The organism is Streptomyces coeruleofuscus (assembly GCF_039532725.1).
GTDB classification, from domain to species: Bacteria; Actinomycetota; Actinomycetes; order Streptomycetales; family Streptomycetaceae; genus Streptomyces; species Streptomyces coeruleofuscus.
The window spans coordinates 1,523,095-1,537,302 of record NZ_BAAASE010000001.1; the positions used below are offsets into that span (position 1 = coordinate 1,523,095).

Genomic DNA, 14,208 nt, shown 5'->3' on the forward strand with positions numbered 1-14,208 from the left:
AGCTCTTGCGATGCCCACCACCACCCGTGCCGCGGTCGTCGAGTCCGGCGGCGCGCCCTTCACCCTCTCCGACGTCGTCCTCGACGCACCCGGCCCGCACGAGGCGCTGGTCCGCATGGTCGCCACCGGCCTGTGCCACACCGACCTCGGTGTGGCGAGCGGCGGACTGCCCTTCCCACTGCCCGGGGTCCTCGGCCACGAGGGCGCGGGCGTCGTCGAGGCCGTCGGTTCCGCCGTCACCGGCGTCACGCCCGGCGACCACGTCCTGCTCTCCTTCACCTCCTGCGGCGACTGCCGCAACTGCCGTGGCGGGCACCCCGCGTACTGCGCGACCTGGCTGCCGCTGAACCTGCTCGGCGGCAGCCGGGCCGACGGCACGCACACCATCAGCCGCGGGGGTCAGGCCCTGGGCGGGCACTTCTTCGGCCAGTCCTCCTTCGCCGAGCGGGCGCTGGCCGACGAGCGCAGCCTCGTCAAGGTCGACCCGGACGTGCCGCTGGAGTCCATCGCCCCGCTGGGCTGCGGCGTGCAGACCGGTGTGGGTGCCGTCTGGAACGTCCTGAAGCCGGACACGGGCAGCACGGTCGTCGTCCTGGGGGCCGGGGCGGTCGGCCTGTCGGCCGTGATGGCGGCGGCCCTCACCCCGGCCACGCGGATCGTCGCCGTCGACCGGGTCGCCGAGCGCCTCTCCCTGGCGACGGAGCTGGGCGCCACGCACACCGTCGACACGAGCGGGACGGACCTCGCCCCGGCCCTCGCCGAGATCACCGGCGGTCAGGGCGCGGACGGTGTCGTGGAGACCACGGGCAACGTCGGCGTCCTGCGCCAGGGCGTCGACGCGCTCGCCGCCCGCGGCACCCTGGTCGTGGTCGGCGCCCCGCCCTTCGGCACGGAGGTCGCCCTGGACGTCAACGGGCTGCTCGGGGGTAAGCGGATCGTGGGTCTCACCCTCGGTGACAGTGAGACCCAGACCATGATCCCGGCCCTGGTCCGCCTGGTGAAGGACGGGCGGCTCCCGCTGCACCGCCTGATCGGCACGTATCCCTTCGGGGACATCGACCGGGCGGTGCAGGACATGAGGTCGGGCAAGACGATCAAGCCGGTTCTGATGTTCTGACGCGGTCGGCTGTCACGGCCGTTCGCATGAGAGCTCGAGGGGTGCGGTGGACCGGCGTGGGCGGCTTTGCCGTGGCTTGGCGCGCAGTTCCCCGCGCCCCTTTGGGGCGCTCAGTCGTTCACCAGGACCAGCTTCCCCGTCGTCCGGCCCGTGTCGCCCGAGGCGTGGGCCTCCGCGGCGGCGGCCAGCGGGAAGGTACCGGCGATCGTGGCGCGGAGCCTGCCCGTTCCGGCGAGTTCCGCGATCGTCTCCATGCCGGTGCGGTCGGCGTCGACCAGCATCCGCACCGCCCGCACACCGAGCCGCCCGGCCTCCTCGTAGAAGTCGTCCGAGCCCCCCGGCAGGATCGACACCACGACCCCGCCCGGGCGCAGAACGCGCAGCGAGCGCAGGGAGTTGTCGCCGCCGATCGTGTCCAGGACGACGTCGACGTCCTTCACGGCCTCGGTGAAGTCCGTCTCCCGGTAGTCCACCGCCTCGTCCACGCCGATCTCCCGCAGGAACTCGTGCTTGCCCGCGCTCGCGGTGCCGATCACATGGGCGCCGCGCGCCTTCGCGATCTGCACCGCCACATGTCCGACCCCGCCCGCCGCGGCGTGGATCAGCACCCGCTGTCCTGACCTCAGGTCCGCGTGCTCGACGAGTGCCTGCCACGCGGTCAGCGACACCAGCGGCAGCGCGCCCGCCTGGACGTGGTCGATCCCGGCCGGCTTGCGCGCGAGGGCGCGGGCGGGAGCGATCACGTACTCGGCGTGCGAGCCGTGCCCGAAGGGATACGGCAGCATGCCGAAGACCTCGTCACCGGGCGCGAACGCCGCGACGCCGATGCCGACCGCCTCCACCACCCCGGAGACGTCCCAGCCCAGGACGAAGGGTGGTTCGCCCAGGAAGCCGCCGGTCGCGCGGTGCTTCCAGTCGGTCGGGTTGACCCCGGCGGCCCGCATCCGCACCAGCACCTCGTTCGGCCGGGGTTCCGGGCGCTCGACTTCCACTTCCTTCAGGACCTCGGGACCGCCGAGGACGTCCTGGCTGATGGCTCGCATCGTGTTCCGTGGGCTCATGGTGTCCCAGCGTGCCGTTCCGCGCCCGGTCCGCCAATGGCAGAAAGGCCAACCTTCGATAGGATCGTGCCATGCGGCGTGAACGAGTGGTGGTCCTGGCCCTGGACGGCGTGTACCCGTTCGAATTGGGCATCCCCAGCCGGATCCTCGGCGCGGCCGACGGCCGGTACGAGGTCCTGACGTGTTCCGTGGACGGCGGACCCGTGCGCACCGACGCCGACTTCGGCGTCACCGTCGAACACGGCCCGGAAGCCCTCGCCACGGCCGACACCGTGGTGATCGCGCCCGTCGCGCCGGACCGTCTGAGTGACCGGGTGCCCGACAAGGTCCTGGCCGCGCTCGCCCTCATCCGCCCCGGAACGCGCATCGTGTCCATCTGCACCGGCGCCTTCGTCCTCGCCGCCGCCGGGCTCCTCGACGGGCGCAGGGCCACCACACACTGGCAGGTCGCCGACCGGTTCCGGCGCATGTTCCCGCACGTCGACCTCGACCCGGACGTGCTGTTCGTCGACGACCACCCCTTCCTCACCTCCGCCGGAGCCGCCTCCGGGGTGGACATCTGCCTGCATCTGATCCGCAAGGACCACGGCAGCAGGCTGGCCAACACCGTCGCCCGCCGCTGCGTCGTCCCGCCGTTCCGGGACGGCGGCCAGGCCCAGTACATCGAACAGCCCGTCCCCGAACAGGGCGCCGCGAGCACCGCGGCCACCCGCTCCTGGGCCCTGGAACGCCTCGGCGAACCGCTCACCCTGGCCGACCTCGCCGGCCACGCCCGGATGAGCCTGCGCACTTTCGCCCGCCGCTTCCACGACGAGGTGGGCCTCAGCCCCGGCCGCTGGCTCATCCAGCAGCGGGTGGCGCGCGCCCGGCATCTGCTGGAGTCCAGCGACCTCACGGTGGACCAGATCGCGGGCCGGGTCGGCTTCGCGACCGGCGCCTCCCTGCGCCAGCACCTGAACGCGGCGATCGGGGTGACCCCGCAGGCCTACCGCCGCACGTTCCAGACCACGCGCTGACCAGGCAGGGCCCGGTCTCACGCCCAACTGGGCAGCGAGCAAAGCCATTTGTCGACCTGTTGCTTTCTGGCGGAGCGTGACGGAACCCTCACCTCCGCCGGGGGTCGGGTTTGATCCTTTCGGGTTCAAACCCGATAAGGTTCCGATCGGCGCTGCGAGTTGACGCGATCGCGTCCGGTCGACTCGCGGTGCGTACTCATGAGTGCGATCCACACCCCCCCCGTTCGATCGTGTTGCTTCGAAGGATGCAGATGGAACTCGCCACTCCGCCACCGGCGGCGCGGGCCCCTGTCGCCTGGTACAGCTGGTGGTTGATGCCGCTGGGCTTGGGAGGCGGGACCGTAGCCGCCACGTTCATGAGCTCGGAGCGAATAACCACGGCCGTCGCCGGTGTAGCGGCGACGGCGGCCGGTGCCGTGTGCGTACGCCTGCTGCTGCGCACCCGGGCCCGACTGCACCGGGCGGAGGGCTCTTTCCGCACCACGCAGGCCGAGCACAACGCGCAGTGGCAGCAGCATGTGGCGGGCCTGGAACGGAAGTTCTCGGCCGAGCGCGCCACCCTGGAGTCCCAGCTCACCGAGCAGAACGCGGCCTACGAACGGCACCTCGCCGACCAGAGCGCCACGTACGAGTCGCAGCTCGCCGACCAGTCCCGGGCGTACGAGGAACGGCTGACCGAGCAGGCCAGGTCCTACGAGGCCCAGCTCGCCGACCAGGCCGAGGTCTGGCAGGAGCAGCTCACCCACCAACTCGCCGCGGTCACCCGGCTCGCCGACGAGCAACTGCCCGACGCGATGGAGAAGCTGCGCTCCGGCGAGGCCATCGACGACGTCCTGCCGACCGTCAACCAGTGCGCGAAGGTCAGCGCCGACCTCCAAGCGGAACTGCGCAAGCTGCTGCGCACCGCCCTGGTCGGCCTGGAGGCGGAGTTCGACCGCTCCACCTCCGCCGAGCAGGCCGTGATCAGCATCGGCAACCGCATCCACGTGCTGACCAGCAAGCTCCGCGGCCGGCTGCACGAGATGCAGGGCGAGCACGGCAGGCTCCCGGCCGTCGCCCGCGGTCTGATGGAGCTCGACCAGGAACTCGGCCCCGCCGACTCGCTCGCCGCGAGCATCGGTGTGCTCGGCGGCTCGGACCGCCCGGGGCGCCAGTGGCAGGAACCGCAGCGGCTGCTGAGCGTGGTGCGCGGCGGCATCGGCCGGATCAAGGACTTCCACCGCGTCCAGGTGCGCCATCTGCCCGAACTCGGCGTCGACGGCGGCCTGGTGGACCACCTCACGCTGATCTTCGCCCACCTCCTGGACAACGCGGCCCGCTACTCGCCGCCCACCGAGCCGGTGCTCATCTCCGGCAAGGAGGTCCCCAACGGCGTCGGCATCGAGATCCAGGACTCCGGCAAGGGCCTGAGCGAGGAGAAGAAGCGCGAGGCCGAGCACGCCCTCGCCGGGACCGCGCCCGGCGCCGGCCTCGGCGGCATCACCGAGGACGCGAGCATCGGTCTGCGCGTCGTCGGAGCCCTCGCCCGCCGTTACGGCATCCGCGTCACCTTCGCGGACTCGCCGTGGCTCGGCACCTCCGTGGTGGTCGTGGTTCCGCACAAGTACTTCAGCCCGCTGCCCGCGGCCGCGCCCACCCAGGCCGCGCCCGCCCCGGAAGCCCGCCCCGCCGCGCCCGCCCCGGCCCGCGACGAGACGGTCACCGCACCGTCACCGGCCGCGGAGTCCGAGGCCGTGGAGACCACTCCCGGTGGACTGCCCCGGCGCCGCAGCAAGCGGAACGAGACGGACGGGCCCAGGCAGGCCGAGCGGAGCGACCGGAGCACGGCCGTCTCCGCCGTCCCGCCGGACGCCTCCTTCTCCGGCCTCGCGGCCTTCGCCACCGCCGGCCGCGACGCCGCGGAGGCGTCCCAGGCGGCCGACGACCGCGACACCCTCGCCGGCCGCGAGTTCACAGAGCACCGCACCCAAGAGAGCGACTAGTCCTCATGACGCAGCAAGGAACAGATGTGAGCTGGGCGCTCCGCGATCTCGTCGAGAGCATCCAGGAGATCCGTTTCGCCCTGGTGGCCTCCAGCGACGGCAAGGCCATCACCTCCTACGGCGCCGAAGACCCCGACGACGTCGACCGCTTCGCCGCCGTGGTGGCCGGCCTCCAGGCGCTGGCCCAGCCGGTCGCCGAGCAGTTCCCCAAGTACGCCGGGCAGTTGCGCCTCGCGATGATCGAGGTCGACGGCGGGCACCTCTTCGTCGTCCGGGCCGGTGTGGAGACCTACCTCGGGGTCCTCGCCAGGGAGGGCCTCGACCAGGGCCTGCTCGGGCACCAGATGAGGGACCTGGCCCGCAGGATGGGTGAGCTTCTCGGCACCACTCCGCGCCTGGAGGAGCACTCTGGATGAGTGCTCCCCGCAGGCCGTCCGACCCGTCCGGTCTCGAGCGCTACTACGTCCTCACCGGAGGACGCAGCGGACCGGGCGGTTCGGCGTCGAGCCTCGACGTGGCGACCCTCGTCGTCGCCCGAGCCGCCCCGTTACCGGGCATGCAGCACGAGCACGAGGAGATCCTCCGCCGCTGCCGCGATCCGCTGTCGGTCGCCGAACTCGGCGCCCACCTCGGGCTGCCCTTCAACATTCTCGCCGTGCTGCTGTCGGACCTGCTGGACGCAGGTCGCGTCGAAGCCCGTAACCCCATCCCGGCACACGACGCCGGCCGCGGGCCCGACCTCGCGCTCCTTGAGGAGGTACTCAGTGGACTTGAAAGGCTTTGACCAACCCGGAGGGCGGGCGGCCGGGGACGCCCGCTCGGTGAAGGTGATGATCGCCGGCGGGTTCGGCACCGGGAAGACCACCATGGTCCGGTCGGTCAGCGACATCAAGCCGCTCACCACCGAGGAGACCCTCACCCAGGCCAGCGTCGACGTCGACCACCTCATCGGCGTCGCCGACAAGACGCAGACCACCGTCAGCCTGGACTTCGGCAAGATCGGCATCAACGAGAGCCTGGTGCTCTACCTGTTCGGCACGCCGGGCCAGGAGCGGTTCTGGTTCCTGTGGAACGGGCTGTTCAAGGGTGCGCTGGGCGCGATCGTCCTGGTGGACACGCGCCGCCTGGAATCCAGTTTCCGGGCGATCGAGGAGATGGAGCGGCAGGACGTCCCGTTCGTCGTCGCGCTGAACGTCTTCCCCGACTCCCGGAACTACCCGGTCGAGGAGATCAGGGACGCACTGGACATCCCCGAGCACACCCCGGTCGTGGCCTTCGACGCCCGCGACCGGGCCTCCAGCCGGGACGTCCTCGTCGCCCTGATCCACCACCTGAAGCAACGCTCGGCCGTGGCCCTGGAGCCCCGATGAACGATCAGACCGAAAACGAGCTCCAGGCCGTGCGAGGCTGCCCCGTCGCCCACCACGGGACCGACCTGACCCGGCTGTACGGGCCGGAGGCGGCGACCGACCCGGGGAGCATCTACGAGCGGCTGCGCAAGGAACACGGCTCCGTCGCGCCGGTGCTGCTCGAAGGCGACGTGCCCGCCTGGCTCGTCCTCGGATACCGCGACAACCGGCGGGTGCTGAACAACCCCCGCCAGTTCAGCCGGGACGCGCGGATCTGGCGGGACTGGCGGGAGGGCCGGATCGAGGAGACCTCGCCGATCATGCCGATGGTCGGCTGGCGCCCCGACTGTGTGTCCCAGGACGGCGAACCGCACCGCAGGCTGCGCGGCGCCGTCACCGACGGGTTGCAGGCGGCGGCCGTCCGGGGCATCCGGCGGCACGTCACGTACTTCGCGAACAAGCAGATCGACGCGTTCGCCGACGCCGGGCGCGCCGACCTCGTGGCCGAATACGCCGAGCAACTGCCGATGCTCGTGCTCACCAGGATGCTGGGCCTTCCCGCGGCGGACGGGCTACGCCTGATCGAGTCGTGCGCCGAGGTCTTCAAGGGCGGTGAGGGCGCCCTCGAGCACAACGACCGGATCATGCAGATCCTCGCGGAACTCGCCGAGCGCAAGCGGGCCGAGCCGGGCTCCGACTTCGCCACGGCCCTGCTGGAGCACCCGGCCGGCCTCGACCACGACGAGGTCGTCAGCCATCTGCGCCTGGTGCTGATCGCCGCGCACACCACCACCAGCAACCTGCTGGCCCGGGTCCTGCAACGGATCCTCACCGACCCCGCCCGGCTGTCCGGTCTGGTGAGCGGGGAGCTGAACATCTCCTCAGCGGTGGAAGAGGTCATGTGGGACACCCCGCCGCTGTCCGTGCTGCCGGGCCGGTTCGCAACCGCCGACCTGGAGCTCGGAGGCCATCACGTCCAGGAGGGAGAACTGCTCATCCTGGGCCTGGCCGCCGCCAACCTCGACCCGGAGGTACGGCCGGACTCGGCCGTCGCCGTGCAGGGCAACCAGTCGCATCTGGCCTTCAGCTCCGGACCGCACGAGTGCCCGGGGCAGAACATCGGCCAGTCCATCATCGAGATCGGCGTGGACGTCCTGCTGCACCGGCTGCCGGACCTGCGCCTGGCCGTACCGCCGGAAGAACTCAGCTCGACCGCCTCCACGTGGGAGTCCCGGCTGGACAGCCTGCCGGTCGAGTTCGCCGTCTAGGCCACGCCGGCAGACCGTTGCCCGGCCGGCTTCCGGCCGGGCAACGCCGTGCGTGGGTGCAGGCGGTGGCTCACACGCCCAGTCCGCTCGGCCTCGGCCCGAGCCTTCAGGGTCGAGGCGTCAGCCGTCGAGCCAGTCGCCTGCGACGCCCGTGGGACGGTGTCCCGTGGCGTTCCAGAGGAAGTGCGGGTGGGCACAGCCGAACATGTAGGCGAGCAGTGCGGTGTCTTCCCTCCCGGTCTGAGGGTCGTGCAGGGTGTGGAACCTCTCGGATCCGACGACGCCGGCGTCTTGTTGGACATGACGGGCGCGGTCCGTCGATGGTGCGGCGCTGGACGCCTCCACGGCGGCGATGTAGGTGCGGCGCAAGATCTCCCATGTGCTGTCCGTGTTGCCGTACCAGGGCCCGTGCAGTGCTTCGAAGGCATGGAGCTCGGCGTCGAAGAGGGGCCATGTCCGGGGGTACTGGGCTCGACAGCGTGCGGACAGCTCGACGGCCCGGGTGCTCAGTGCTGGTGCGGTGGGCCGCGGGGCGATGGTGAGGGTGGTGCCGTGGGTGAGGATGCCGGTGCACGGGTTGGGCTGCAGGTCGCACAGCGGGCACTCCTCGGCCGGGGGGAGGCCCTGGGTGATGCCGTCGAACCACAGGGCGTGGCGGCCCGTGAGCCCCATCCAGACGACGGTGGTGGTCATCAGCCAGGTGTTCCACATCGGGCTGTGGGCCTCGGGCATGCAGCCGTACTTGACGAGGGCTATCGCGCAGGCAGCGTAGAGCGCCTTGGTGTGGGCGGGCATGTCGGCGAGCCAGAAGTTGCTGATCTCGCCGGTGAGGGCGTCGGCTCGTACATCGGCCATGTCGTCGATGACGCGGCACAGCAGCAGGGAGGCGAGGTTCTCTTCCTGCCAGAGTTCGGTGTCGGGGGCGACGTGCCAGAACAGGCAGTCCAGCATCTGAAGGGCTGAGTAGGTGCTCTGGTTGAGCGGGTTGGTCTGGGGGAGCACGACGCTGCCCGCGTCGTGCTGTTGCAGCCAGTACTCGTCGACGGATCGCTTGTGGGCTGCGAAGAGTCCGGAGACCAGGGCCCGTGCGCTGTTGGTGCTGAAATTCTCGGCCAGGCGGCCTTCGACGTGCTGGGTGAGGCGCGTTGTGTCGATGGTGTCGATCACGCGTTTGTATTCGTGGAAGACGAGGATGTCGTCCTCGAAGCGGTGGCGGTGGCCGAGGTCTCGTTCCAGGTCGTTCATCTGCCGGGTCCAGGACCATCCACCGGTCAGGACGCTGTCGAGTTCCCGGCGGTTTGGCCAGGTCTTGACGGTGAGGGGACGACCGGCGCTCTGCCGCCAACGGTAGTCGTCCAGCGTGCGTGCGGGTGGCGTGGGCAGCCGACGGCACAGAGGGCAGGCGCAGACGCTTGTCTGCTCCTCCTCGCGCGGCGGGGTGAGGGCCCGGCTCCTCCAGGCCCCTTCCAGCATCGTGCAGGTCAGTCTGCAGACCTCGATGTCGGTGCTGACTTGGGGGAAGGCTGCTTCGATCATGCGCAGGCTGGTGTCGAGGTGCCTCAGCCTGGCGTAGCCCTCCTCGTCGGGCGGGAGGAACGCGGGCCGCGCCAGATGGAGGGCTCCCTCCACATGCAGCGTGGTGCTGGAGTGGGGGGAGCCGAATGCGTTCAGCCGCTGCTGAGCGGCGTTCTGGGACCTTCGGTACTGCTCCGTGCTCCCATCGATGTGTTTCACCAAGAGGCGGGCCAGGGTGTTCCCTGCCTCCGTGGGGTGGAGCTGGGCGCTTGGCTGCGCCGGGAGCGAGCTGTCGGCGGACGCCTTCGGAACAGCACCTGCGACTCGAGATTTCACACCGGTCTCCCAATGAGCTGTGGTCCTGGCAACGGAATCGATCGACCGTGGTCGTTGACCGGCCGTGTCCGGGAATCTTCTGTACTTTCCGCGACGGCCTCGCCGGACAGCCGGACTCACGCGACCGGCTCTGGCTCCTGCTACGAACGACCGCGAGGGGCACGACTGCTGCGATGACGGCACTCCTGCTGCAAGGCGAGCACCTGCATCGCGGCCTCAGTTGTGTTGATCAGGAAGCACTCGCGGCCCGTCAGGCGTAGCGCGACCCCTGGATCCGAGATGCGCTGCTTCGCCCGAGGCGTGTGGGTAGCTGACCGGGGTGTCGAAGGGCAGGTCGAACCGGACGTCCTGAGGCATGCGTTTCCTTTCGGGAGACGGAACGCAGAGTCCCCCCACCCCTGCTGGCGGACGGTGCCGTGACCGCCCGCACACTCGAACTGGGCTTCGCAGTCCGAAAGTTGAACCGATAAGCGGTACGAGGCTGCCCACGACGTGAATGAGCCATTCCGTGACCCTGCCGTGATCTCCGTTACTGCCCGAACCGCATGAGCTGCGTATACTCCCTCGTCCCGCACCCGGCATCGGCTTGTCCGCCGTGCCTCCGCAATCTCGGAACGTCACACTGGTGAGCGTCAGTTGACGACGCTTCAGGAGGATTGCCGACGATGACGTCCGAACCCGCACGCAGCGCTGAGCAGCGCAAGAAGGACACCCTGCACCGTCTGGAGCACGACGTGGACGCCTGGGTCGCCACGGCCGACGGGACGTCCGGGACGCCGTACCTCGTCCCGCTGTCCTTCCTCTGGAACGGCTCGTACCTGCTGTTCGCCACCCCCGCGTCGAGCCCCACCGGACGGAATCTGGCCGCGACCGGCCGGGCCCGTGTCGGAATCGGGCCGACCCGCGACGTCGTGCTCGTCGAGGGCACCGTGCAGACCGTCCAGCCCGGCGAGCTGACCGAGCAGGACGCCGAACTCTTCGCCGCCAAGACCGGGTTCGACCCCCGCGGGCTGGCCACGCCGTACCTCTACTTCCGCGTCGTGCCGCAGCGGGTGCAGGCCTGGCGGGAGGCCAACGAACTGGACGGCCGCGAACTCATGCGCGACGGACGGTGGTTGACGGTCGACTGAATCGGCCGGACCGGGATAACCGCAAGGTACAGGGCCGCGGGGCACGACCGCCCCGCGGCCGGAATCCTGCGGAGGAGACATGGCACTGGTGAAAGCGGGTGTCCTGGTGCTCGACTGTGCCGAGCCCGAGAAGCTCGCCGTGTTCTACAAGGAGCTGCTGGAAGGGGAAGAGGCGGCCGCGACCGCCAACCGGGTGGAGATCAAGGGCGCGGACGGCTTCCGCGTCGCCCTGCGCCGGGACGTCAACGCGACACCGCCCAGCTGGCCCCGCCCAGAGAACTCCCTCCAGGCCCACCTGGAGTTCGTGGTGGACGACCTCGACGCGGTGGAACGCCGGGTCATCTCCCTCGGCGGCCGCCCCCTGGAGGCCAAGGACGCCTCGGGCCCCCTGGAGGAGCGGGGCTACGCCGACCCGGCAGGCCACTCCTTCGTCCTGCGCCGCACCGCACCGACCGCGCCCAAACAGGGCTGACCGGAGGCGGCGGGCCGGTTGCCGGCGGCGCTCCCGCGATCTCCGTGCGGGCAAGGATCAACAGATGAGGCGCGGCGGCCCCGCACAGGCCGGCCCCGCCCCGCCGCACCGGCGGGGCGGGGCCGCGTCGTTCTCAGTCGCGTCCGCCCTTCTCCCCGGCCGGCCACGTGCCGGTGGAACGCTCGATGGCCTTGGCGCCCGCGCGGTCCACGGCGCTGCGCACCACGGCGAAGATGGCGCCCTGGACCGCGGCGGCCAGCAGGATCTCGCCCCAGCCGCGGTCCTTGTCCAGAGCGTCGGGAGCGTCCTCCTCGTTCCGGATCGCCATCCACGTCTTGCGGAAGGCCAGCCCGGCCAGCCAGCCGCTCGACCAGCCCAGCACGAACCCGAGGGGCTGGTAGGCGAAGGGGAGCTTCTTCTTCTTGGCCACGTGAATCTCCTTGATCGGTGAGGGTGGGTGGAAAGTGGTCAGGGTGTGCCCGCGGCCGGGACCCGCTCCTCGGCGCGGACCGGCCCGGGCGGCGTGCCGTCACCGAACGGCCGGCCGCCCAGTTCCTCGCGGTGGTGCGGGGTCAGCCAGCCGGACAGGTCCGGGCCCAGCGGCACGACGCGGGTCGGGTTGATGCCCGTGTGCACCTGGTAGTAGTGGCGCTTGATGTGGTCGAAGTCGACGGTGTCGCCGAACCCGGGCGTCTGGTAGAGGTCACGGGCATAGCCCCACAGCACCCGGTTCTCCGTCAGCTTCCAGCGGTTGCACTTGAAGTGACCGTGGTAGACCGCGTCGAAGCGGACCAGCGTGGTGAACAGCCGGATGTCCGCCTCGGTGATGGTGTCGCCGACGAGGTACCGCTGCCGCTCCAGCCGGTCCGTGAGCAGCTCCAGCCGCCGGAACACGCCCGCGCAGGCGGTCTCGTACTCCTCCTGCTCGGTGGCGAAACCCGCCCGGTACACGCCGTTGTTGACGTCCTCGTAGACGTCCGCCATCACCTCGTCGATCTCGTCGCGCAGCTTCAGCGGATACAGGTCGGGCGCGCCCTCCCGGTGCAGCGCCGTCCATTCGGTCGCGAGGTCGAGCGTGATCTGCTGGTAGTCGTTGGTGACCAGCTTCCCGCTGGGCACGTCCACCATCGCCGGCACGCTGACACCGCCGGGGTGGTCCGTCTCCCGCCGGTCGTAGGCCTGGCTGAGGTAGCGGATGCCGAGGACCGGGTCGCGGCCGTCCTCGTCCAGCGTGAAGCGCCAGCTGCGGTCGTCCTGGATCGGGTCGGCGACGGCCAGGGACAGCGCGTCCTCCAGGCCGAGCAGCCGCCGGGCGACCAGCGACCGGCTCGCCCACGGGCAGGCGCGGCTGACGACCAGACGGTAGCGGCCGGCCTCCACCGGCCAGCCGTCCCGGCCGTCGGCGGTGATCCGGTCCGTGAAGTGTGCCTTGGACCGTTTGAACGACCTCCTTCCGTAGGAGCTGTTGCCGCCGTCGTCGTCGCGGCTCATGGGGATGCCCTCCTTCGGCGTACGTGTGGCCTGCTTGTCGTGCGTGTGCCCTGGTGAACGCGTTCCCCTTTTTCCGCCGACGGCACGGTGTGAGCACCGCCGACCGGGGCAATCGGCGTGGGTGAGTGCAGAAGGAACTGATCGGAGGACACGCGTCACCGTGCTGGTGGCGCTCGCCGCCAATCTCGTGATCGCGGCGGCGAAGGCGGTCGGCGGCCTGGCCGCGGGATCGCCAGCACTGCTGTCGGAGGCGGCCCACTCGGTGGCCGACAGCATGAACGAGGTGTTCTTACTGGCGGCACTGCGCCGCAGCCGCCGCCCCGCCGACCGGCGTCACCCCTTCGGCTACGGCAAGGAGCGGTTCTTCTGGTCGCTCCTCGCGGCCGTCGGGATCTTCGTCATGGGCGGGTGCTTCTCCTTCTTCCAGGGCATCGAGGCCCTGGTGAGCGGAGGGGAGGAGAAACTCGGCGGCTATGTCGCCGGTCTGATCGTGCTCGGGATCGCCCTCCTCGCGGAGGGCGCCTCTCTGCTGCGGGCGCTGTACCAGGTGCGCCGGCAGGGCGGCACCGTCGCCGGGCTGCGCGACCCCGCCCTGCGCACGGTCGTCGCCGAGGACGGCACCGCGGTGCTCGGCGTCACGCTCGCCATCGCCGGTATGGCGCTGCACATGGTCACGGGCCAGGTGGTCTGGGAGGCGTCCGCCTCCCTGGCGATCGGCGCGCTGCTGGTCTACGTCGCCTACCGGCTGGGCCGTGACGCCCGCGACCAGCTGATCGGCGAGGCGGCCGACCGGGAGGCGAGCGGGCGGATCCGGGAGTTGCTGCGGGCACAGCCGGAGATCGACAGCGTGGAGGCGCTGTTCACCATGAAGACGGGCCTCGACTCGGCCCTCGTGGCCGCCCGCGTCGACCTCGTGCCCGGCCTGGACAGCGAGCACGTCGAGGACGTCGCGGTCCGCATCAAGCGCTCCATAGCCCGAACGGTCCCCGAGGCCGACCAGATCTTCCTCGACGTCACCGACCGTCGCGCGCGGGAGGCAGGGGAAAGCCCCGCCGCGACGGGGGAACGCGGCGGGGCCTGACCCTCGCGTGCCCCGTCGCGGACGGTTCATGCAACGCCCCGGAGAAGTTTTTCGCCGACCACCCCGCAGGGTGGTCGGCTTCGGCTGTCCGGCCCGCTCCGGGGGCCGCCGTTCGGGCGGTCCCGAGGGAGCGACCACGGGGCGCGCCCGGCGTCCCGGGCGCCGGCCGGACGGGCGGTGGCCGCTTCGCCCCCTGCGGCCGGAGACATGGCGCCTGTGCGGCGGACCGCTGCCGGCTTGCCCGAGGGGCGACCTCTGCCCGGCGGCTTGCCCGAGGGGCGACCTCTGCCCGGCGGCTTGCCCGAGGGGCGACCTCTGCCCGGCGGCTTGCCCGAGGGGCGACCTCTGCCCGGCGGCTTGCCCGAGGGGCGACCTCTGCCCGGCGGCCTG

Annotated in this window: 14 protein-coding genes; 10 read left to right on the plus strand and 4 right to left on the minus strand. The window is 71.1% G+C overall.

Annotated features, from left to right (window positions below; all coding sequences use genetic code 11):
- Positions 1-10 precede the first annotated feature (10 nt).
- Complete coding sequence (locus ABFX81_RS06675; RefSeq protein WP_086852055.1) at positions 11-1,117, plus strand: zinc-binding dehydrogenase; 1,107 nt, start codon at positions 11-13, stop codon at positions 1,115-1,117.
- Positions 1,118-1,227: 110 nt separating this feature from the next.
- Here the strand turns inward: ABFX81_RS06675 and ABFX81_RS06680 are convergent, their stop codons facing one another.
- Positions 1,228-2,178, minus strand: a complete 951-nt coding sequence (locus ABFX81_RS06680; protein ID WP_086852057.1) for a zinc-binding dehydrogenase — start codon at positions 2,176-2,178, stop codon at positions 1,228-1,230.
- A 71-nt stretch (positions 2,179-2,249) separates the two neighbouring features.
- Between ABFX81_RS06680 and ABFX81_RS06685 the strand changes: the two genes are divergently transcribed.
- The 6 genes from ABFX81_RS06685 to ABFX81_RS06710 all read left to right on the plus strand — a co-directional run bounded on the left by ABFX81_RS06685 (position 2,250) and on the right by ABFX81_RS06710 (position 7,793).
- Positions 2,250-3,194: a helix-turn-helix domain-containing protein gene (locus ABFX81_RS06685; protein WP_086852059.1), complete on the plus strand. Its 945-nt coding sequence runs from the start codon at positions 2,250-2,252 to the stop codon at positions 3,192-3,194.
- A gap of 251 nt (positions 3,195-3,445) precedes the next feature.
- On the plus strand, positions 3,446-5,176 hold the full coding sequence (locus ABFX81_RS06690; RefSeq protein WP_346137740.1) for a sensor histidine kinase: 1,731 nt from the start codon (positions 3,446-3,448) through the stop codon (positions 5,174-5,176).
- A gap of 5 nt (positions 5,177-5,181) precedes the next feature.
- Positions 5,182-5,592 carry a roadblock/LC7 domain-containing protein gene (locus tag ABFX81_RS06695; protein WP_003994857.1) on the plus strand — a complete coding sequence of 137 codons (411 nt, stop codon included), beginning with the start codon at positions 5,182-5,184 and terminating at the stop codon, positions 5,590-5,592.
- Positions 5,589-5,960, plus strand: coding sequence for a DUF742 domain-containing protein (locus ABFX81_RS06700; protein ID WP_078650896.1), 372 nt, complete (start codon positions 5,589-5,591; stop codon positions 5,958-5,960). Before ABFX81_RS06695 ends, ABFX81_RS06700 begins: the two co-directional genes overlap by 4 nt.
- Complete coding sequence (locus ABFX81_RS06705; RefSeq protein WP_086855217.1) at positions 5,941-6,546, plus strand: ATP/GTP-binding protein; 606 nt, start codon at positions 5,941-5,943, stop codon at positions 6,544-6,546. The genes ABFX81_RS06700 and ABFX81_RS06705 overlap by 20 nt, the downstream gene beginning before the upstream one ends.
- Positions 6,543-7,793, plus strand: coding sequence for a cytochrome P450 family protein (locus ABFX81_RS06710; RefSeq protein WP_086855216.1), 1,251 nt, complete (start codon positions 6,543-6,545; stop codon positions 7,791-7,793). Before ABFX81_RS06705 ends, ABFX81_RS06710 begins: the two co-directional genes overlap by 4 nt.
- A gap of 120 nt (positions 7,794-7,913) precedes the next feature.
- On the opposite strand, the gene ABFX81_RS06715 is transcribed toward ABFX81_RS06710, so the two are convergent.
- Entirely contained in the window at positions 7,914-9,527 is a 1,614-nt protein-coding gene (locus ABFX81_RS06715; RefSeq protein WP_346137741.1) for a hypothetical protein, read from the minus strand.
- 782 nt (positions 9,528-10,309) lie between these two features.
- On the opposite strand from ABFX81_RS06715, the gene ABFX81_RS06720 reads away from it, so the two are divergent.
- Both ABFX81_RS06720 and ABFX81_RS06725 read left to right on the plus strand, forming a co-directional pair.
- The gene (locus ABFX81_RS06720; protein WP_086855215.1) at positions 10,310-10,774 is read left to right on the plus strand and encodes a pyridoxamine 5'-phosphate oxidase family protein; all 465 of its coding nucleotides are present in this window, start codon (positions 10,310-10,312) and stop codon (positions 10,772-10,774) included.
- A 79-nt stretch (positions 10,775-10,853) separates the two neighbouring features.
- Positions 10,854-11,246 carry a VOC family protein gene (locus tag ABFX81_RS06725; RefSeq protein ID WP_086855214.1) on the plus strand — a complete coding sequence of 131 codons (393 nt, stop codon included), beginning with the start codon at positions 10,854-10,856 and terminating at the stop codon, positions 11,244-11,246.
- A 133-nt stretch (positions 11,247-11,379) separates the two neighbouring features.
- On the opposite strand, the gene ABFX81_RS06730 is transcribed toward ABFX81_RS06725, so the two are convergent.
- Complete coding sequence (locus ABFX81_RS06730) at positions 11,380-11,676, minus strand: DUF4235 domain-containing protein (RefSeq protein ID WP_086565167.1); 297 nt, start codon at positions 11,674-11,676, stop codon at positions 11,380-11,382.
- Positions 11,677-11,714: 38 nt separating this feature from the next.
- Positions 11,715-12,737 (minus strand): glutathione S-transferase C-terminal domain-containing protein, encoded by a 1,023-nt coding sequence (locus tag ABFX81_RS06735; RefSeq protein ID WP_086855213.1) that lies wholly within the window; start codon positions 12,735-12,737, stop codon positions 11,715-11,717.
- Between the two features lie 160 nt (positions 12,738-12,897).
- Here ABFX81_RS06735 and ABFX81_RS06740 point away from each other — a divergent pair, with 160 nt between their 5' ends.
- Complete coding sequence (locus tag ABFX81_RS06740; protein ID WP_428837136.1) at positions 12,898-13,818, plus strand: cation diffusion facilitator family transporter; 921 nt, start codon at positions 12,898-12,900, stop codon at positions 13,816-13,818.
- Positions 13,819-14,208 lie beyond the last annotated feature (390 nt).